The organism is Dyella thailandensis (genome assembly GCF_050749815.1).
In the GTDB taxonomy this organism is placed as follows: domain Bacteria; phylum Pseudomonadota; class Gammaproteobacteria; order Xanthomonadales; family Rhodanobacteraceae; genus Dyella_A.
The window spans coordinates 2247871-2265417 of sequence record NZ_CP192735.1; the positions used below are offsets into that span (position 1 = coordinate 2247871).

At 68.5% G+C, this 17547-nt stretch carries 19 protein-coding genes; 6 read left to right on the forward strand and 13 right to left on the reverse strand.

Annotated elements, in window-relative coordinates:
- Nucleotides 1-51 precede the first annotated feature (51 nt).
- The 4 genes from ACQVBX_RS10505 to ACQVBX_RS10520 form a co-directional block, all read right to left on the reverse strand.
- Nucleotides 52-1743 carry a methyl-accepting chemotaxis protein gene (locus ACQVBX_RS10505; protein ID WP_431634028.1) on the reverse strand — a complete coding sequence of 564 codons (1692 nt, stop codon included), beginning with the start codon at nucleotides 1741-1743 and terminating at the stop codon, nucleotides 52-54.
- A 167-nt stretch (nucleotides 1744-1910) separates the two neighbouring features.
- On the reverse strand, nucleotides 1911-3902 hold the full coding sequence (locus ACQVBX_RS10510) for a chemotaxis protein CheA (protein ID WP_431634029.1): 1992 nt from the start codon (nucleotides 3900-3902) through the stop codon (nucleotides 1911-1913).
- Nucleotides 3903-3919: 17 nt separating this feature from the next.
- The gene (locus ACQVBX_RS10515) at nucleotides 3920-4282 is read right to left on the reverse strand and encodes a response regulator (RefSeq protein ID WP_431634030.1); all 363 of its coding nucleotides are present in this window, start codon (nucleotides 4280-4282) and stop codon (nucleotides 3920-3922) included.
- Nucleotides 4283-4295: 13 nt separating this feature from the next.
- On the reverse strand, nucleotides 4296-4619 hold the full coding sequence (locus ACQVBX_RS10520) for an STAS domain-containing protein (RefSeq protein ID WP_431634031.1): 324 nt from the start codon (nucleotides 4617-4619) through the stop codon (nucleotides 4296-4298).
- Nucleotides 4620-4931: 312 nt separating this feature from the next.
- On the opposite strand from ACQVBX_RS10520, the gene ACQVBX_RS10525 reads away from it, so the two are divergent.
- Nucleotides 4932-6173, forward strand: coding sequence for a flagellar hook-length control protein FliK (locus tag ACQVBX_RS10525; protein WP_431634032.1), 1242 nt, complete (start codon nucleotides 4932-4934; stop codon nucleotides 6171-6173).
- Nucleotides 6170-6445, forward strand: coding sequence for a flagellar biosynthesis protein (locus ACQVBX_RS10530; RefSeq protein ID WP_431634033.1), 276 nt, complete (start codon nucleotides 6170-6172; stop codon nucleotides 6443-6445). The genes ACQVBX_RS10525 and ACQVBX_RS10530 overlap by 4 nt, the downstream gene beginning before the upstream one ends.
- A gap of 403 nt (nucleotides 6446-6848) precedes the next feature.
- Here the strand turns inward: ACQVBX_RS10530 and ACQVBX_RS10535 are convergent.
- Nucleotides 6849-7927, reverse strand: a protein-coding gene (locus ACQVBX_RS10535; RefSeq protein ID WP_431634034.1) for an IS3 family transposase whose coding sequence is annotated in 2 segments (ribosomal slippage) — nucleotides 6849-7669 and nucleotides 7669-7927 — 1080 coding nt in all. Because the reading frame shifts where the segments join, the coding sequence is not laid out codon by codon here.
- A gap of 358 nt (nucleotides 7928-8285) precedes the next feature.
- Here ACQVBX_RS10535 and ACQVBX_RS10540 point away from each other — a divergent pair.
- The 4 genes from ACQVBX_RS10540 to ACQVBX_RS10555 all read left to right on the forward strand — a co-directional run bounded on the left by ACQVBX_RS10540 (nucleotide 8286) and on the right by ACQVBX_RS10555 (nucleotide 10347).
- Nucleotides 8286-8939 carry an XAC0095 family protein gene (locus ACQVBX_RS10540; RefSeq protein ID WP_431634035.1) on the forward strand — a complete coding sequence of 218 codons (654 nt, stop codon included), beginning with the start codon at nucleotides 8286-8288 and terminating at the stop codon, nucleotides 8937-8939.
- A gap of 213 nt (nucleotides 8940-9152) precedes the next feature.
- Nucleotides 9153-9392 carry a hypothetical protein gene (locus ACQVBX_RS10545; RefSeq protein WP_431634036.1) on the forward strand — a complete coding sequence of 80 codons (240 nt, stop codon included), beginning with the start codon at nucleotides 9153-9155 and terminating at the stop codon, nucleotides 9390-9392.
- A gap of 149 nt (nucleotides 9393-9541) precedes the next feature.
- The gene (locus ACQVBX_RS10550; protein WP_431634037.1) at nucleotides 9542-9907 is read left to right on the forward strand and encodes a VOC family protein; all 366 of its coding nucleotides are present in this window, start codon (nucleotides 9542-9544) and stop codon (nucleotides 9905-9907) included.
- A gap of 65 nt (nucleotides 9908-9972) precedes the next feature.
- A complete protein-coding gene (locus ACQVBX_RS10555; protein ID WP_431634038.1) occupies nucleotides 9973-10347 on the forward strand; it encodes a DUF4087 domain-containing protein in 375 nt (124 codons plus the stop codon).
- A 187-nt stretch (nucleotides 10348-10534) separates the two neighbouring features.
- Here the strand turns inward: ACQVBX_RS10555 and ACQVBX_RS10560 are convergent, their stop codons facing one another.
- From ACQVBX_RS10560 to ACQVBX_RS10595, 8 genes are all read right to left on the reverse strand, one after another.
- Nucleotides 10535-11029 carry a chemotaxis protein CheW gene (locus ACQVBX_RS10560; RefSeq protein ID WP_431634039.1) on the reverse strand — a complete coding sequence of 165 codons (495 nt, stop codon included), beginning with the start codon at nucleotides 11027-11029 and terminating at the stop codon, nucleotides 10535-10537.
- Complete coding sequence (motD, locus tag ACQVBX_RS10565; protein WP_431634040.1) at nucleotides 11026-11898, reverse strand: flagellar motor protein MotD; 873 nt, start codon at nucleotides 11896-11898, stop codon at nucleotides 11026-11028. The genes ACQVBX_RS10560 and motD overlap by 4 nt, the downstream gene beginning before the upstream one ends.
- Nucleotides 11895-12635 (reverse strand): flagellar motor protein, encoded by a 741-nt coding sequence (locus tag ACQVBX_RS10570; RefSeq protein ID WP_431634041.1) that lies wholly within the window; start codon nucleotides 12633-12635, stop codon nucleotides 11895-11897. The genes motD and ACQVBX_RS10570 overlap by 4 nt, the downstream gene beginning before the upstream one ends.
- Complete coding sequence (locus ACQVBX_RS10575) at nucleotides 12635-14626, reverse strand: chemotaxis protein CheA (protein ID WP_431634042.1); 1992 nt, start codon at nucleotides 14624-14626, stop codon at nucleotides 12635-12637. The genes ACQVBX_RS10570 and ACQVBX_RS10575 overlap by 1 nt, the downstream gene beginning before the upstream one ends.
- Nucleotides 14627-14724: 98 nt before the next feature.
- Nucleotides 14725-15366, reverse strand: coding sequence for a protein phosphatase CheZ (locus ACQVBX_RS10580; protein WP_431634043.1), 642 nt, complete (start codon nucleotides 15364-15366; stop codon nucleotides 14725-14727).
- Nucleotides 15363-15770 carry a chemotaxis response regulator CheY gene (locus ACQVBX_RS10585; protein ID WP_431634044.1) on the reverse strand — a complete coding sequence of 136 codons (408 nt, stop codon included), beginning with the start codon at nucleotides 15768-15770 and terminating at the stop codon, nucleotides 15363-15365. The genes ACQVBX_RS10580 and ACQVBX_RS10585 overlap by 4 nt, the downstream gene beginning before the upstream one ends.
- A gap of 68 nt (nucleotides 15771-15838) precedes the next feature.
- Nucleotides 15839-16573, reverse strand: coding sequence for an RNA polymerase sigma factor FliA (locus ACQVBX_RS10590; protein WP_431634045.1), 735 nt, complete (start codon nucleotides 16571-16573; stop codon nucleotides 15839-15841).
- A 1-nt stretch (nucleotide 16574) separates the two neighbouring features.
- The gene (locus ACQVBX_RS10595; protein WP_431638157.1) at nucleotides 16575-17474 is read right to left on the reverse strand and encodes a MinD/ParA family protein; all 900 of its coding nucleotides are present in this window, start codon (nucleotides 17472-17474) and stop codon (nucleotides 16575-16577) included.
- Nucleotides 17475-17547: the final 73 nt, after the last annotated feature.

The following is a 17547-nucleotide window of genomic DNA, read 5'->3' on the forward strand; positions in this document are numbered from 1 at the left end:
CGCTCCGCAGACTGGCCCCGCCGACGCCATGCCGGCGGGGCTGCGGTGGGTTTAGAACTCCTGCCAGGCGCCGGCTGCCACCGGCTGCATCGCCGGGGCGCGGGCGGCGACCGGCGCGCGCACCACCCGCGCGGCAGGCGCGGTGGCGGGCGCAGGCGCCGCGGCGGACTCGCCTCGCACGCGGAAGTAGCGCATCTGCTCGGCCAGCGCGTCGGCCTGCTCCTGCATGGCGCGGGCGGCGGCGGACGCTTCCTCCACCAGCGCGGCGTTCTGCTGGGTGACCTCGTCCATCTGGGTGACGGCGTGGTTCACCTGGTCGATGCCGGAGGACTGCTCGTGCGCGGCCGCGGCGATCTCGGCCACGATGTCGGTAACGCGCTTGACGCTGCCGATGATCTCGCCGAGCGCGGCGGAGGATTCGTCCACCAGCGCGCTGCCGGCCTGCACCTTGTCCACCGTGGTGTTGATCAGCACCTTGATGTCCTTGGCCGCCGCGGCACTGCGCTGGGCCAGGTTGCGCACCTCGGTGGCGACCACGGCGAAGCCGCGGCCCTGCTCGCCGGCACGGGCCGCTTCCACCGCGGCGTTCAGCGCCAGCAGGTTGGTCTGGAAGGCGACCTCGTCGATCAGCTGCACGATGTCGGTGATCTGCCGGCTGGCCGCCTCGATCTCGCGCATCGCACCGCTGGCGCGCGAGGCCACGTCACCGCCGCGTTCGGCCTGCACCCGCGCGCTGGCGGCGAGCTGGTTGGCGTGGCTGGCGTTCTCGGCGCTCTGCTTCACGGTGGAGGTCATCTCCTCCATTGAGGCAGCGGTTTCCTCCAGCGAGGAGGCCTGCTCCTGCGTGCGCTGGCTCAGGTCGTCGTTGCCGCTGGCGATCTGCCGCGCGGCAGTGGATACCACCTGCGATCCGCGCTGCACCTCGTGCACGATGCCGGTGAGCTTGTCGCGCATGCGCTGCAGCGCGCCGAGCAGGCTGGCCGGGGCGAACTCGGGCTCGCCGGCGGGCTTCTGCAGATCGCCGTCGGCGATGCGCGCGGCCATGGCGACGGCAAACGACGGCTCGCCGCCGATGCCCAGCCGGATCGAGCGCATCGACTGCCACACCACCAGGATCACCAGCAGGCCGATCAGGCCGGCGCGCAGCAGCTGGGCCAGCAGGTTATGGCGATACGCCGCGTTGATGTTGGTGTAGTACGCACCGGTGCCGAAATGCAGGTCCCACGGCTTGTACCAGGCCGTATAGCTGATCTTCGGCGCCTGCTCCTTGCTGTCCGGCAGCGGCCACATGTATTCGGTGACTCCGGCGCCTGCCTCCTTGTCGGTAGCCAGCATCGCCTGGAACAGCTTCTTGCCGTTGGGGTCGGCCTTCTCGCCGACGTTGGTGTTCACCAGCGCCGGAGAGATGGGATGCATGCGCATGACCAGGCCCGAATCGAACGCGAACAGGTAGCCGGTGCCGTGGTCCCAGCGCATGGACTGGATCGCCGCCAGCGCACGCTTGCGCGCCTCGGCGTCGTCGAACTCGCCAGCCTTGGCGCGCTGTTCGAAGCTGTCGGCAATCGCCACGGCACTGGCCACGTGGTTGGCCAGGTCGGTGGTGAGCGTGGCCATCTGCTGCTTGCGGGTTTCCACCGCGCTGACCACGGTAAGCGCGGCCAGGCCAGCGATGACGAGCACGATAACCAGCCACACGCGGGCTTGCAGGCTGAGGCGGTCGAGTATTTGAGCGGGGGTACGCATGGCGGTTTACCAGAGTGAATGAAAGTCGGGCGTGCGACGCATGCCCATGGAAGGTCCCTGCACTTGCCGGTCCGGCGTTCCAGCCGGCTGTCGCGCCGATCCCGGCGCCACAGACTTCCCCCATTCAACCGGCGCGCCCCCGCGCCGCTTTCCTGCTATCGAGCCACTCAGGCGGCCTTGCGGCGTGCCTGCATGCGCACCAGACCGGCGATGTCGACGATCAGCGCCACCGAGCCATCGGCCAGGATGGTCGCGCCGGATACGCCGGACACGCGGCGGTAGTTCGCCTCCAGCGACTTCACCACCGCCTGCTGCTGGCCGACCAGGCCGTCGACGAACAGGCCCACGCGGGTGCCATCGCCCTCGACCACAATCATCAGGCCGTCTTCGATGGCGTGTTTCGCGCCCTCGCAACCGAACACCTCGTGCAGGCGGATCACCGGCAGGTACTCGCCGCGGAACTTGAACAGCTCGCCACCGCCGACCACGCTGCGCACCGACTCTGCCTTCAGCTGCACCGATTCGACGATCGACACCAGCGGCACGATGTAGCACTCCTCGCCCACCGCGGCGGTGAGGCCGTCGATGATGGCGAGAGTGAGCGGCAGCACGATGGTGAACACACTGCCCTTGCCCGGGGTGGAACGGATGGTCACCGTGCCGCCCAAATCGGCCACGTTGCGGCGGACCACGTCCATGCCCACGCCGCGTCCGGAGAGGTCGGTGGTGACCGCGGCGGTGGAGAACCCGGGCTGAAAGATCAGCTCGGCCACCGCTTCGTCACTCATACCCTCACCGGAGGAAATCAGTCCGCGCTGGATCGCCTTGGCGACGATCGCTTCGCGATTGAGGCCGGCGCCGTCGTCGGCCACTTCCACCACGATGGAGCCACCGCGGTGGAATGCCTCCAGCCGCAGCGTGCCCTGCTCCAGCTTGCCGGCCGCGCGACGCTTGTCGGGCATTTCCAGGCCGTGGTCGATGGCGTTGCGCACCAGGTGCACCAGCGGGTCGCCGATCTTTTCCAGCACCGTCTTGTCCAGCTCGGTGTGCTCGCCGTGCATGTCCAGACGAACGTTCTTGCCCAGCTTGCCGCTGAGGTCGCGCACCAGCCGCGGGAAGCGGTTGAACACCGAGCCGATCGGCAGCATGCGAATGCCCATCACGCTTTCCTGCAGCTCGCGCGTGTGGCGCGCCAGCTGGGTCAGGCCTTCCTGCAGCAGGGCGAGCTTGTTGATGTCGAAGCTCTCGCGGAACTGGTCGAGCATCGACTGGGTGATCACCAGCTCGCCGACCAGGTCGATCAGGCTGTCGATCTTGTCGATCGACACGCGCACCGAACTGGATTCGGCATTGGCCACCGGCGCCGACTCGCGCGCCGCGCGGGCCGTGGCCGCATCGGTGACGGTGGCCCGGCCTGGTTCGGATTTTGGCGCTTCGGCGGCGGCCGGCGGGGCCACCACGTGCAGCGGCTCGATGGCGAGGTCGCACTCGTCCTCCACCCAGTCGAACACGCTCTTGATCGCCTCGCGCGTCACCTGCCCGCGCAGCTCCATGGTCCAGCCGATGTGGCACTGCGAAACATCCAGCGCATCGAGCACCGGCAGCTTGTCCAGCTCGGCCGTGACGGTGAGCTCGCCCAACGCCTTGAGCTCGCGCAGCAGGCGCAGCGGATCGTTGCCGCTGGCGGCCATACCCGAATGCGGACGGAAGGTGATCTTCCACGCATCGGCGTGGTCGCGGGCGCGGCGCGCCTTGACCTGGGTCTCGGCCGCACGGCCCATTACCGCGGCCAGCTCGCCGCGCAGGCCTTCGGCCACCTCGTCGTTCAACGGTTGGCCGGCCTGGGCGCGGGCGAACATGCCGCGCAGGCAGTCCACCGTGCGCAGCAACAGCTCGATGATCGGCTTGTCGATGGCCCGGCGGCCGTCGCGCAGCTCATCGAGCAGCGACTCGGCCTCGTGGGTGAAGGCGGCCATTTCGGGAAAGCCGAACGTGGCCGCACCGCCCTTGATCGAGTGGGCAGCGCGGAAGATGGTGTGCACCAGCTCCTTGTCGCCGCCCTCGTCCAGCGCCAGCAGCGCCGTTTCCATGTTGTCGAGTCCTTCCAGGCTCTCCTCGAAGAACACCTGGTGGAACTGCGCCATGCTGACGTTGGCCATGACTGCTTCTCTCCGGCTTAGCCGAGCACGCGGTTGACGGTGGCCAGCAGCTGTTCGGGATCGAACGGCTTGACCAGCCAGCCGGTGGCGCCGGCGGCCTTGCCTTCCATCTTCTTGTCGGTGTGCGACTCGGTGGTCAGCATGAGAATCGGCACGCCCTTGTATTCGGGCAGCGTGCGCAGCTCGCGCACCATCGAGATGCCGTCCATCACCGGCATGTTCACGTCGGCCAGCACCAGGTCGTAGCGACCGCCGCGGGCCTGGTCCAGCGCCAGCTGGCCGTTCTCCGCCTCGCTCACCTCATGGCCGGCACCGCGCAGGGTGAAGGCCACCATGCCGCGCATCGACGCCGAATCGTCCACCGCAAGAATCTTTGCCATCTTCCACCTCGTTTCAGGCCGGCATGGGTGCCGGCAGATCCAGTTCGCCATCCAGCCCGAGCAGGCTGGACGCCTCGCGCAACACGTCGCTGGCGGCGCTCCAGGTCACCGCGCAGGCGCCTGCCGCAGCCGCGTGGCGAAACGCCACCAGCAGCTGCATGGCCGCGCCGTCGACCTTCTCCACGGCCGCGGCATCGAGCACGGCAGCAGGGCCGCCGACGGCTTCGCGCAACTGCGGCGCCAGCGCATCGAGCGCGCCCAGGCGGCAATCCGCCGGCAAAACGATGGGCGCCGCGGCGGTGTCCTGCCGGCCCTTCGATGATCCCTTGCTGCCCATGCGCTTGCCCCGTGGCCATACCGGCCGTGATTTCGTTCGGAGGCTTTATCGGCGGGGGCGGCGTGCGCTTTAGGGGCGATCGAAGTCGCCGACCGAAGGCACCGCGCAATGCCGGCGGAACCGGGGCGAACGGCCTGGCGGCGGCTGGCGCAGGCATTGTCGCGGGGTCGGGTGGATGACCGGCGCTCCCGTTTCAACCCGGGTTACCGGCCTCGTCGGCATTCGCTAAAGTTCCCCCGCGCGCGGCCGTTAGCCCTCGACAAGTCGTCGTGTATCCGGCACGACCGTCGCCGTGGGGCGAAGGAGCCTCGCATGATCATCCAACCCACCAGCCTTGCCGCCCTCACCTGGCTCGGCGCCGCGTCCGGCACCACCGCGGAAAGCTGGCGCATCGGCGTGGTGATGTCCGCGCGCCCGCTCGGCGTCACCGATCAGGGCAAGATGGTGCTGCAGATCGGCGGCATGGCAGTGGAAGCGGAGATGCCCGGCCAGCAAGGCTCCCTGCCCAACCCGCAGAACACGTACAACCCCCTGCCTGGTGGCCAGGCCGCCGCCGCGCTGCCGGCGCAGTTCCAGGTGCGCGTGCTCAGCCTGGGCACCCAGCCCACGCTGGAAGTGATGCTGCCGCACGCCAGCGAGTCGATAGCGCAGGTGGCGCTGCGCGAACGCCTGCCGCAGCAGGACGGCTTCGCCCCGCTGCTCGCCACCGTGCAGGCCCTGGCCCAACGGCCGGTGATGCGCCAGCTTCCCGCCGCGCTGCGCCCGGTGCTGGCGCAACTGGAACAGGCCATGCGCACGCCCGCCGACATCACCACCGGCGCCGGCCTGCGCGAGGCGATCCAGCGCAGCGGGCTGTTCATGGAATCGAGCCTGGCGCAAAACCCGCTGCTCGCCGCCGGCGTGGGCGAGGACGACTGGAAAGCCGTGCTGCTCAAGCTCTCCAACCTGCTCGACAGTTACGCGCCGCCGCGCGGCAGCCCGCTCAACCCCGGCGCCGCCGGCAGCGGCAACGAAACCGCGCCGCCCCTGCTGCAACGCGGCCTGCAGGCGCAGGCCCGCGCCGCCGGTACCGCCGCCACCCTTGCTGCGCTCGCCGCCGAAGACGACACCGCGCCCCTGCTCGGCCAACTGCACACCGCCGTGCGCGCCGCCCTGGCGCGGGTGGAAGTGGCCCAACTGGAAGCGAGCACCGTGCCGGCCTGGATCACCGAGATTCCCATCAAGGGCCGCGACGGCCAAGACGTGCTGCAGTTGCAGCTGGACTACCCCGCCGACGCCGGTCCGGATGCGCCGCGCCAATGGACGCTTGGCTTCGCGATTGACCTTCCTACGCTCGGCCCGGTGCAGGGCGAGCTGCAGCTGCACGATCTGCGGCTGTCGGTGCGGCTGTGGGCCGAACGCGCCAGCACCACCGAGCGCCTGGAGCAGCAGTTCACCGCCCTGCGCCAGCGCCTTGCCGCCTGCGGCCTGCTGCTGGATCAGCTCACCTGCCAGACCGGCCTGCCGCGCGCGCACGGTCGCCACAGCGCCCACCTGCTCAAGGCCACCGCATGACCCAGGCCCTTCCCAACCCCCAGCGCAAGGTGACCTTGAAGCTCACCAGCGGCAGCGGCGACACCGCCGCCCCCTCCCCGCGCGTGCCCGCCGAAACGCTGGACCTGCTGCTCGCCCGCGCCCGCGACCAGGGCATCCCCCTGCACCCGGACACGCAGATCGCCAGCCTGCTCGCCGCCCTGCGCCTGCGCGACGACGTGCCCGGCACTCTCTACGCGGCCGCCGCCTCGGTGCTGGCCTGCGTCTACGAAGCCTCCGGCGAAAAGCTCTAAACAACACCGCCGTTGTTGTAGGAGCCCGCTCGCGGGCGATGCTCCTGCTCTGATGCCACATCAAAACCAAAAGCATCGCCCGCCAGCGGGCTCCTACAAAAACCCTCAAAGACTGCGGCCAGCCCCTCGCGCCACCTCACTCCTTATGTAGGAGCCCGCTCGCGGGCGATGCTCCTGCTCTGATGCCACATCAAAACCAAAAGCGTCGCCCGCCAGCGGGCTCCTACAAAACCCTCAAAGAATGCGGCCATCCCCTCGCGCCACCTCACTCCTCATGTAGGAGCCCGCTCGCGGGCGATGCCTTTCCGCTCTGGTACCCCATCAAAACCAAAAGCATCGCCCGCCAGCGGGTTCCTACCGACGTCCCCCCGCGTTGAGTAGCGGGACGGTTTAGAGTCCGGAATTACTTTAACTGCTTCGCGTAGGCGGCGGGTGTCAGCCCGCCCAACGCCTTCTTCGGTCGCTCCTCGTTGTATTCCCGCCGCCAGCGTTCGATCTCGGTGCGGGCGTGCAGCAGGCTGGGAAACCAGTGTTCGTTGAGGCATTCGTCGCGCAGACGTCCGTTGAACGATTCGATGTAGGCGTTCTGGTTCGGCTTGCCTGGTTCGATCAGGCGCAGTTGCACGCCGCGCTCGTGCGCCCAGGCGACCATCGCCTTGCCGCAGAACTCCTTGCCGTTGTCGGTGCGGATGGTCTTGGGCAGGCCGCGAATGACGCCCAGGCGATCCAGCACACGCGTCACGTCGATCCCGGAGATGGCTCGTTCGACTTCGATGCCCACCGACTCATGCGTGGCGTCGTCGACGATGGTCAGGCACTTGAGGACGCGGGCGTCGGCGGTGCGATCGAACACGAAATCCATCGACCACACCTCGTTGGGCGCCGATGGACGACACAGTGGCTGCCGCTCGCTCACCGGCACCTTCTTCCGCTTGCGCCGGCGTACCTGCAACCGTTCCTCCCGATACAACCGCTCCACACGCTTGTAGTTCACCGGCTCGCCGCCCTCCTGCCGAAGCTTCAGGTGGATCATCCCCACGCCGTAGCGCTTGTGCCGCTGCGCCAGCTCCACGATCCGCCGTCGCAGCGCCACGTTGCGGTCTGGCTGCGCCTGATACCGGTACGCGCTGGCGCTCATGCCCACCACGCGCAGCGCGCACCGCTCGCTCAACCCCTTGTCGATCATCTGGCGCACCAACGCTCGCCGGGCCGGTGCGCCTACGGTTTTTTTCGCAGGACGTCCTTGATCACCTCGTTCTCAAGCATCTGCTCGGCCAGCAGCTTCTTCAGCCGCGTGTTCTCCGTCTCCAGCTCCTTCAGGCGCTTGGCGTCCGGCACGCTCATGCCGCCGAACTTGCTGCGCCACAGGTAGTAGGAGGCCTCGCTGAAGCCGTGTTTGCGGCACAGCTCCTTGATCGGCAAGCCGGCATCCGCCTCACGCAGGAAGCCGATGATCTGTTCCTCGGAAAAGCGCTTCTTCACGTCCAATCTCCTTCGGTTGGGGGATTGGACTCCAAACGGCAGTGCTACTCAAAACCGGGGGGACGTCGCTTCCCCGCGAACTCGTCCGCTTGCCTTGACTCCCCTCCACCGCGGTAGCAGACTCGATCGTAAGGAGCGTAGAAACTCCTCGAACAGCGGTAACCACCTCCGTCAAACCGGTGGTTTTTTTTGCGCCCGTGCATTTGCAGGCGCAGACCGACGTGATGCTTGCGTCGGGAGGGCGGCTAATACAACACCCGCAAGGGGAATACGCCCGCCGACTGTTCGCGGTTTCTAACCTCCCGACTTCCCGTCGCCATCCCGGCGTGCGGGTACTTCATGGAGTGAGGAGGCAAGCATGTCGACGATCGATACGAACGATTCGCAAGCGACGGGCGAGGCATTGTCCACGGAGAGCCTGCAGCGGCTGGCAAAGCTGCGCCTGGATGTGGCGCTGTTGGCCCGCCTGGCGCAAACGCACTGGACGGATACGCTGCTGGATGACACCCCAGGCATGCGCCTGGGCGAGATGGCGCGCACCCTGGCATGGCTGGAGGCGCGGATTGGAGCGTTTCTGGACAATCCGACCATGGCGGAAGAAGCCCCCGAACGGGCCAGTGAGCCCCATGCCGCAGCGGAAGCTACGGGCCCCGATGCGGCCGAGCCAACGATGGACGAGGAGCCTGCGCGCTACATGTCCGGCATCACGCTGGACCAGATCGACGCGATTCACGCCCTGGTCGACAGCCTGCGCGCCCATGGCGATGTGGTGAATTGCTCCAGCCAGGCGGAGTTCGCGGACGCCACGCTGGCGATGATGGGCGACGCGATCTACCGCGACGCCGGCAGTTTGCGTGATCTGATGGATGCGATCGAAGCGCAGCGACTGCGTGCACCGCAGGAGGCCGGCCCCGGCGTGGGCGAGGCAGCCGCCCGCTATCTCGTCGCATCCATCGCTCCACCTGCCCGAGGCGTGCCGATCACCCTGCGCGAGCATCCGACGTACCAATAAGGGGCGAGGGCGCGGAGCACCGACTTTTGTTCGGCTCCGCGCCCTTCCATTCTCCGTTGCAGCATTGTCGAGCGAGCGGTGGGTTGTGGTGGGCCAAAGCGAATACGATGGCGCTCCGGAGCTACCCTGCGATGCCCGAGCGCGTACCGCAAGCCGCCCCGGACACACGCAAAGAGCGCTCGCCACGCTCACCCCAACGCACCGGCACGGATCATGGACGTTACGCGTTACCTCAAAGTTGCCCTCTGCCTGCTCGTGGCCGCTGGATCAGGTGCCCTGGCGGTGCTTGGCCTGGTACATCACTCGATGCCCGGGCTGTCGCGCGCGGCGGTGGTGGTCGGAGATACCTATAGCCAGTCGGCGCAGTCGTCGCAGTTCTGGTTTCTGATCCTGCTTTGGTCATCGGTTTGCGCGGTGTTCCTGTGGCTGGCTTGGCGGACCTTCCGCACGTAAGGGTTCACACGTCGGCACGCGCTCACCTCCACCATCCGGCAGGCGGTTGGGCTGCCCCGCCTCTTCATTTACCGTGGTATCGAGCAACAACGCCGACGCCCACATCAACCAAAGGAAACGCTGTGACCACATTGCATGACGCAGGTGTCGTGATCTATGCCAAAGATCTTGGCCGGGTCAGCCGCTTTTACGAGCAGGTGGCGGGCCTGCGCGTGACGCACGCGGCGGATGACCACGTGGTGCTGGAGTCGGGCGCGTTCCAGCTGGTGCTGGTTGCAGTGCCGGAGCGCCTGGCAGCGTCGATCGAGCTCACCGATCCACCGCGCTTGCGCGAGGACACCGCGATCAAGCTGGTGTTGGTGGTGGCGGACCTGGCGGCTTCACGCAATATGGCCCCGGCGCTCGGCGGCCAATTGCTGCCGCCGGCGCGCGAGTGGCGTTTTCAGGGGATGCGCGTGTGCGATGGCCACGACCCGGAGGGCAATGTGGTGCAGTTCCGTGAGCGCATGCGCTGAGCGCTGGCAGTATCTCGATCGACGACGGGCAGCCGACCGGCACGTTCTTTCAGGGGAGAAGTGGCATGAGGATCACTGCGGCGTTCGTGTTGGTTGGCAGCCTCTGCGTGCTCGCATCGGCCAGCGCCGCAGGACGTGCCGGGCGCACACAGACCTTGTGCGGCTGGTTTGACAATCCCTCGCCGGGCAACGTGTGGCTGCACGATCGCAGCGGTGAGTGGACGATCGGCATCCAGGGCGGACACCAGGCCGACGGTGCGTGGCCCGAGTTCTCTCCGTCGCAGTGGGTGGCGATCAATCGCAGCTACGGATACGGCTGCGCCTGCATCACCGGTGTGGTGAATGGCGAGACGCGCGAGGTGATCCGCATCGATGCGGCACGGGCCCAACCGCTCAGCACCTGCAGGAAGGATCGCGCGCTCAAGGAACCGGCGGACTGACGTGCTCGCGGCGGCTCCCCCCGAGGCTCAGGCACGGGGCTGGCAGCGACACGCCTTCCGGTCTCGGCCATTGGTCTACCGCGCGAAATCACTCACACCATGGGCCTTACGCGCTCGATGGACAAGCCGTCCGGCCACGTCCCCACCGCCACGCCGATGAGGCTACGGTCGCGGTGAACTGCGACGCTCAGCTTTCGCCGGAGAGACGACAGAGACGGCCGATATCAAGAAGCGCCACGAACCCCTGCGCGACCGGCACCACGCCGCTCACCGGCTCGTCGTTGCGCGCGGCGCGGCCGGCCGGGGGCGGCTCGATGGCTTGTGCGGTGGGATGAATAAGATCGCCGATGGCGTCCACGCGCAGGCCGATGAGCTGGCCGTCGGCGTGCAGCACCACCACGCGCACGTTGGCGGGGTCGGGTGCCGGCTGTTCGGGCAGGCCGAGGCGACGGCGTCCGTCCATCACCGGCACGACCTGGCCGCGCAGGTGGCGGATGCCGAGCAGGTCGTGCGCGGCACCGGGCACGGGCGTGATGTCGCTGTCGCGCAGCACCTCACCCACCTGGGCAAGCGGCGCGGCGTAGTGCTGCCCGGCCAACTGGAACGACAGCCACGACTGCGCCGTGGCCTCCGTCACCGGGGCATGCGAACGAGGGCGGGAAAGGCTGGCGACGTCGCTCATGGGGCGGACTCGGCGGGTGCGGAGGGACGGTCGGATGGCGCCGCGGCCTCGGCGGTGGCCTGCTTGCCGGCGTCCATGGTGAAGCGGCTGGGGCCGTCGCGGTCGCTCAGCACCACCACCAGCACGCGACGGTTACGGTTGCGGCCGTCTTCGGTGGCGTTGTCGGCGATGGGGCGCACTTCGCCCCAGCCCATGATGCCGAGCCGGCCCGGGGTGACACCGTGGTCGGAGAACAGCCGCGCCACGCTGGCCGCGCGCGCGGCCGACAGCTCCCAGTTGGACGGATAGACGGCCGTGTTGATCGGCTTGTTGTCGGTGTATCCCTCGATCCGGAGCGGATTGGGGAACGGGGCCAGGATGCCGGCCAGGCTGTCGAGCACGCTCTGCGCCTGCGGCGCGATGCGCGCCACGCCGCTGGGAAACAGGATGTCGGTGCGGATCTCGATCTCCAGCCAGCTCGGCGTGCGACGGATCACCACCAGCTTCTTGTCGATCAGCGGCTGCAGCGCCTGCTCCACGCTGCGCTGGATGGCGCTGAGGTTCTGCTGCTCCTTGGTCGGCGCCGGCTGGGCGGCCGAACCGGGCAGGCTGATCGGGGTGAGCGCCGAACCGCGGCCGTTGGCCTGCGGGTCGACCACCGGGGCGGCGCTGGCCGGTGCGTTGGGCGCCATGTCCGATGGCGCGATCACCCGGCTGGAGCCGTGGAACGCCTCCATCATCGACTGCGACAGCACGCGGTACTTGCCCTCGTTCACCGCCGACATGGCGTACATCACCACGAAGAACGCCAGCAGCAGGGTGATCAGATCGCCGTACGGAATGGCCCAGCGCTCGTGGTTTACGTGCTCTTCGTGGCGCTTGCGCCTCATGGCAGGAAGCCCTGCAGCTTGCTCTCGATCTGCCGTGGGTTGTCGCCCTGGGCGATCGACACGAGACCCTCGATGAGGATCTCGCGCATCTCGGTCTGCTTGTGGATCAGCCCTTTCAGTCGCGCGGCGATCGGCAGCATCAGCAGGTTGGCCAGGCCGATGCCGTAGATGGTGGCGACGAACGCCGCGGCGATGCCGTGCCCGAGCTTGCTGGGGTCGGCCAGGTTCTGCATCACCGCCATCAGGCCCATCACGGCGCCGATGATGCCCATGGTGGGCGAATAGGTGCCGGCGTTCTCGAACACCTTGGCCGCATCGATGTCGCTCTGCTCGCGCGTGCCCAGCTCCACTTCCAGCACGCCGCGGATGGCCTCGGGTTCGCCGCCGTCGATAAGCAACTGCAGGCCCTTGCGCACAAACGCATCGCGCGTGCTCTCCAGCTGCGGCTCCAGCCCGAGCAGGCCCTGGCGGCGCGAGATCTCGCTCCAGCCGATGATCTGCTTGATGAGGTTCTGCGGGTAATGCAGTGGCGGCTTGTAGACCAGCGGCAGCAATTGCCCGGCGCGTTTGAGCACCCGGCCGGGCGTCTGCACCATCAGCGCGGCGAAGGTGCCGACGAACACGATGAGGAACGCGGCGGGGTTCCACAGCGATTCCAGGCTGGAGCCCTTGAGCACGGTGCCGATCGCGATGACCGCGAAGGCCAGCACCGTACCGATGAGGCTGACCAGATCCATCAGGCAGTCATCCGCAGGGCGGGCAGCAGCTCGCCGCTGTCGTCGGCCAGGCCGGCCAGATCCAGCACCAGCGCCAGGCGGCCGTCGCCGGTGACGGTGGCGCCGGCCACGCCGGTGGTGCCGGCGAACAGGTGGCCGAGCGGCTTGACCATGACGTCCTCGCGGCCGAGCACCTCGTGCACCAGGCAGCCCAGGCGCAGATGGCCGATGTGCAATACCACCACGTGGCGCGCTGCGCCGTCGGCGACGCCGGCCCAGCCGGCGAGATCGCCCAGCACTAGGGCGCGGCCACGATGGGACGCGACCATGCGCCCGTCGAGCAGGCTGTCCTGCCCCGGGCGCAGCTCGAACACTTCGTCGACGTTGCTCAGCGGCAGCGCCAGCAGGCGATCGCCCACGCGCACCATCAGCACGCGCAGGATCGCCAGCGTCAGCGGCACGGTGAGTTCCAGCGTGCTGCCGTGGCCCAGCCGCGACTGCACGCGCAGCGTGCCGCCCAGCTCGGTGATGCGGGTCTTCACCACGTCCATGCCGACGCCGCGGCCGGAGATGTCCGACACGGTGGCGGCAGTGCTGAAGCCGGCGCGGAAAATCAGCTCGTAGCATTCGTTCTCGGTGAGGCGCGCGGCCTGGGCCTCGTCGATGACGCCCTTCTCCACCGCCTTGCGCCGGAGCACCTCGGGGTTCATGCCGCGGCCATCGTCGCTCACCGTGATGACGATGCGCTCGCCGCGCTGGCTCGCCGCCAGGCGCACCGTGCCGCGACGCGACTTGCCCGCGCGCTCGCGATCGTCCGGCCCTTCCAGGCCGTGGTCGAGTGCGTTGCGGATGAGGTGCACCATGGGGTCGGCCAGCGCCTCGACCAGACTGCGGTCCAGATCGGTGCCCTCGCCTTCGGTGACCAGGTCCACGTCCTTGCCGAGCTGGCGCGCGAGGTCGCGCACGATGCGCGGGAAGCGCTGGAACAGGCGACCCACCGGCTGCATGCGCATGCCCAGCACGGCGTTCTGCAGATCGTCGGCGACGCGGTTGAGCTCGTCGACCGTGGACGACAGGCTGCTGTCGCCGTTGCGTGCGGCCAGCGTGAGCAGGCGGTTGCGCAGCAGCAGCAGTTCGCCAGCCTGGTTGACCAGCGTATCCAGGCGCGCGGTATCGACGCGCACGGTGGCCTCGGCCGGTGCCGCGGCAGCGCGTGCGGGTGCCGCAGGCGATGGTGCGGGCGCGGGAGCGGGCGGCGGCGATGGCGCGGCCGTCGGCGCGGACGCCGATGCCTGACCGGGCGTACCACCCTTGCCGTGCAGGTTGTCCAGCAGGGCCTCGAATTCGTCATCGTCGATGGCGCCGCCCGCGGGTGCGGGTGCCGCCACCACCGGCGCGGGCGTGCCGCTGCCGTGCAGCTGGTCGAGCAGCGCCTCGAACTCGTCATCGTCGATGGTGTTGGATGTCGGCGCGGCGACGGCCACGGGCGCCGGTTCTACCGTGCCAGGGGCAGCGCTGCCGTAGAGCGAATCAAGCAGCGCTTCAAACTCGCTGTCGTCGATGGCACCACCGGCCGGCGCAGCGGCCGGTGGCGGTGCCGCGACCGGCGCCGCTGCGGGCGGCGCACCTTTCTTCGGCGGCGTGAGGCGCACCAGCAGCGCCGGCGGCGGCATCGCCATAGCGTCGTTGGCGGCCAGTGCGGCCATCATCGACTGCAACAGGTCGAGCGCTTCGAGCAGCGCGTCCATGCGCGCTGCGTCGATCAGCAGGCTGCCGTTGCGCGCTTCGTTGAGCAGGTCTTCGGCGTGATGGCACAGCTGCACCATCGGCTCGACGTTGAGGAAGCCGGCGCCGCCCTTCACCGTGTGGAAGGCGCGGAACACCGCGTTGAGCAGCTCGGCGTCCTGCGGCGCGGCCTCCAGGCCCACCAGCTGCTCGCCCAGGCGCTCGACCAGCTCGCCGGCCTCGACCAGGAAGTCGTCGCGCAGTTCGGCGTCGAAGGAGGGATCCATCTAGCGGCTCCCGGCGGCAGGCGACAGCACGCCCGCCGCATGCGGGCGGGCGTGAGGGAGGCAAGGCAGCGGCAGCGCGATCGCCGTCATGCGCGGGCTCAGAATCCGAACTCGCTCAGCAGGCGGTCGGCCTCGTCCTGGCTGTTGATCTTCTCCACCGCCTCGACCGGCTCGCGACCGGACAGCGCGCCGGTAAGGCGCACCAGCTCAAGCATGGAGGACTCCACCGAGCCGATGAACGCCACCACCTTCTTGATGCGCTGGCCGGAAAGATCCTGCCAGGACTGCGCCATCACCATGTCGTTGAGGCCGTCGTTGCAGCTTTGCGCGAAGGCGCTGGCCTGGTTCGCCAGGGCGGTCACGGCGTCGCCCGCAGCGGGCTGGGCAGCGAGGATCGCCGCGGCGTTGTGCGCCAGTGCCTCGGCCTCGGGGCGGGTGCGCTCGGCGAAATCCAGCGTGCGGTGCGCCGCCTGCGAGCTCATCTCCAGCACGTCCTGCAGGTGCTTGCGCGCATCGGTGACGCTGTCGGGATAACCCTCCTGCACCAGCTCACCGCCGAGGCGGCGTACGGCGTCGTGCAGGTCACGGGCCAGCACGCCGAGCGCGCGAAACAGCTTCTGCTCGCGCTCGCGCACGATGGAGTCGAGCGCCTGCTCGAAGGCCGGGCCGTCGGGGCTGTTGAGCAGCTCGTGCAGCTCGTTGGGCAGCGCCTCGGCGCTGAGGGAAAGTTGGGCGCTCATGCGGAAGCTCCTGCCGCGGCGAGCCGCTCGAAGATCTTGGTCAGTTTTTCCTGCAGCGTGGCGGCGGTGAACGGCTTGACGATGTAGCCGTTCACGCCGGCCTGGGCCGCGGCGATGATCTGGTCACGGTTGTTTTCGGCGGTGACCATCAGCACCGGCAGGCCCTTAAGCGAAGCCTCGGCGCGAATCGCGCGCAGCAGGTCGATGCCGGTCATGTTGGGCATGTTCCAGTCGGTCACGACCATGTCGAACGGCTGGCTCTTGAGCATCACCATCGCGTTCTCGCCGTCGTCGGCCTCCTGGATCAGCGGGCCGGAGAAACCGAGCTCCACGAGCAGGTTCCGCACGATGCGGCGCATGGTGGAAAAGTCGTCCACCACCAGGATCTTCATGTTCTTGTTCAAGCCCGTCTCCACTTGCACGGTGGGTTGCCGTGCGCCAGCCCGTAGGTAAGTTGTGTTGCCTGCGCTGCTCAGTCGTCGTCGCGCCAACCGGTCATGCGCGCGCGCAACCGGATGATCGCCTGCCCATGGATCTGGCAGACGCGCGACTCGGTGACACCGAGCACCGCGCCAATCTCTTTGAGGTTCAGTTCCTGCTCGTAGTACAGCGACATCACCAGTTGTTCGCGCTCCGGCAGCGTGGTGATCGCATCGATCAGCGCCTGGCGCATGCCGGTCTGCTCGATGTCCTCGGCGGGGGTGAGGCTGCTGGCGTCGGCCACGTCCATCGCCGGGCTGCCGTCGCCGTCGTCCGGCGCCGTGAGGCTCAGCAATCGGGAACTGGCCGCGTCGGCCAGCACCTGGTGGTATTCGTCGGCACTCAGTCCCAGCCGTTTCATCACCTCCGCATCGTCGGCGTCCGCGCCGGTTTCGATCTCGATCTGGCGCACCACTTCGGCCACCTCGCGCGCCTTGCGATGCACCGAGCGCGGCGTCCAGTCGGTGCGCCGAAGCTCATCGAGCATGGCGCCACGGATGCGGATGCCCGCATACGTCTCGAAGCTGGCCGAGCGATCGGTGGCGTAGTTACGCGCCGCCTCCAGCAGGCCGATCATTCCCGACTGGATTAGATCGCCCACGTCGACGCTGGGCGGCAAGCGCCCCATTAGGTGATAGGCGATGCGCCTGACCAGCGGCGCATGCGTTTTCACCAGTTCGTCGGCGCTTTGCCGTTGAAGTTGCAGGTATTCCGTTGCCACGCTCATCTCACCACCCCGTCGCCGGTGCAGCCTGACCACTGAAAAATGCGATGCGGTCGAGACCCGGGCGATCGGGTTCTGCCCATGTATCGGCCGCACCTGCCAATTGCTTGAATGCCTGCGCCGAACGGCTGCCCGGCGCCACGTCCACCACCGCGTTCTGGCGGCGGATGGCCTGGCGCAGGCGCTCGTCCTGCGGCACCCAGCCCATGAAATCGAGCATCACGTCGAGGAAGCGGTCGGTGACCCGCGCCAGCTTCTGGTGCAGCGCCTTGGCCTCGCCGAGGTTGCGCACCATGTTCGCCACCATGTGCAGGCGCTTCACGCCGAAGTCGCGGCTGAGCACCTTGGCCATGGCGTAGGCGTCGGTGATGGAGGCCGGCTCGTCGCACACCACCAGCACCACGTCGTCGGCCGCGGCGGCGAACATCGCCACCGAGTCGGAGATGCCGGCGGCGGTGTCCACCAGCAGAAAGTCCGGCACGGTAGGCAGCTCGTCGAAGGCGCGGATCACCGCGGCCTGCTCGCCTGAGCCCAACTGGGCCAGCCGACGCGCACCGGAGCCGGCGGGAATCACCTTCAGCCCGTGCGGCGCCTCCAGTACCAGGTCGGACAGGCCGCACAGCCCGTCGAGCATGTGGCCCAGGTGGCGCGAGGGCGCCAGGCCGAGCAGCACGTCGACATTGGCCAGACCCATGTCGGCATCCAGCAGCATCGTCTCGCGACCCATCATGGCCAGCGTCATGCCCAGGTTCACCGCCACCGTGGTCTTGCCTACCCCGCCCTTGCCGCCGCACACCGCGATGGTGCGGCAGCGCTGGCGCGAGCCGCGCCGATCGAGGTTGGCCGCCTGCGTGGGCGCGCGAGGCGCGGCGGGCGCAGCCATGTCGGTGATCGACGAAACCATCTGCTTGAGTCCCCAGGCCTGATTCTTGATGAAGGCGCGCTCATCCAGCGCGCCGGTGGAAAACGTTGCGGGC

Bases quoted from the DNA above. Each gene is read 5' to 3' on its own strand.
- ACQVBX_RS10510 (WP_431634029.1), bottom strand. From the start codon at position 3,902: ATGGCCAACGTCAGCATGGCGCAGTTCCACCAGGTGTTCTTCGAGGAG.
- ACQVBX_RS10595 (WP_431638157.1), bottom strand. From the start codon at position 17,474: ATGGTTTCGTCGATCACCGACATGGCTGCGCCCGCCGCGCCTCGCGCG.
- ACQVBX_RS10540 (WP_431634035.1), top strand. From the start codon at position 8,286: ATGTCGACGATCGATACGAACGATTCGCAAGCGACGGGCGAGGCATTG.
- ACQVBX_RS10580 (WP_431634043.1), bottom strand. From the start codon at position 15,366: ATGAGCGCCCAACTTTCCCTCAGCGCCGAGGCGCTGCCCAACGAGCTG.
- motD (WP_431634040.1), bottom strand. From the start codon at position 11,898: ATGAGGCGCAAGCGCCACGAAGAGCACGTAAACCACGAGCGCTGGGCC.
- ACQVBX_RS10545 (WP_431634036.1), top strand. From the start codon at position 9,153: ATGGACGTTACGCGTTACCTCAAAGTTGCCCTCTGCCTGCTCGTGGCC.
- ACQVBX_RS10575 (WP_431634042.1), bottom strand. From the start codon at position 14,626: ATGGATCCCTCCTTCGACGCCGAACTGCGCGACGACTTCCTGGTCGAG.
- ACQVBX_RS10520 (WP_431634031.1), bottom strand. From the start codon at position 4,619: ATGGGCAGCAAGGGATCATCGAAGGGCCGGCAGGACACCGCCGCGGCG.
- ACQVBX_RS10515 (WP_431634030.1), bottom strand. From the start codon at position 4,282: ATGGCAAAGATTCTTGCGGTGGACGATTCGGCGTCGATGCGCGGCATG.
- ACQVBX_RS10560 (WP_431634039.1), bottom strand. From the start codon at position 11,029: ATGAGCGACGTCGCCAGCCTTTCCCGCCCTCGTTCGCATGCCCCGGTG.
- ACQVBX_RS10505 (WP_431634028.1), bottom strand. From the start codon at position 1,743: ATGCGTACCCCCGCTCAAATACTCGACCGCCTCAGCCTGCAAGCCCGC.
- ACQVBX_RS10525 (WP_431634032.1), top strand. From the start codon at position 4,932: ATGATCATCCAACCCACCAGCCTTGCCGCCCTCACCTGGCTCGGCGCC.
- ACQVBX_RS10570 (WP_431634041.1), bottom strand. From the start codon at position 12,635: ATGGATCTGGTCAGCCTCATCGGTACGGTGCTGGCCTTCGCGGTCATC.
- ACQVBX_RS10555 (WP_431634038.1), top strand. From the start codon at position 9,973: ATGAGGATCACTGCGGCGTTCGTGTTGGTTGGCAGCCTCTGCGTGCTC.
- ACQVBX_RS10530 (WP_431634033.1), top strand. From the start codon at position 6,170: ATGACCCAGGCCCTTCCCAACCCCCAGCGCAAGGTGACCTTGAAGCTC.
- ACQVBX_RS10590 (WP_431634045.1), bottom strand. From the start codon at position 16,573: ATGAGCGTGGCAACGGAATACCTGCAACTTCAACGGCAAAGCGCCGAC.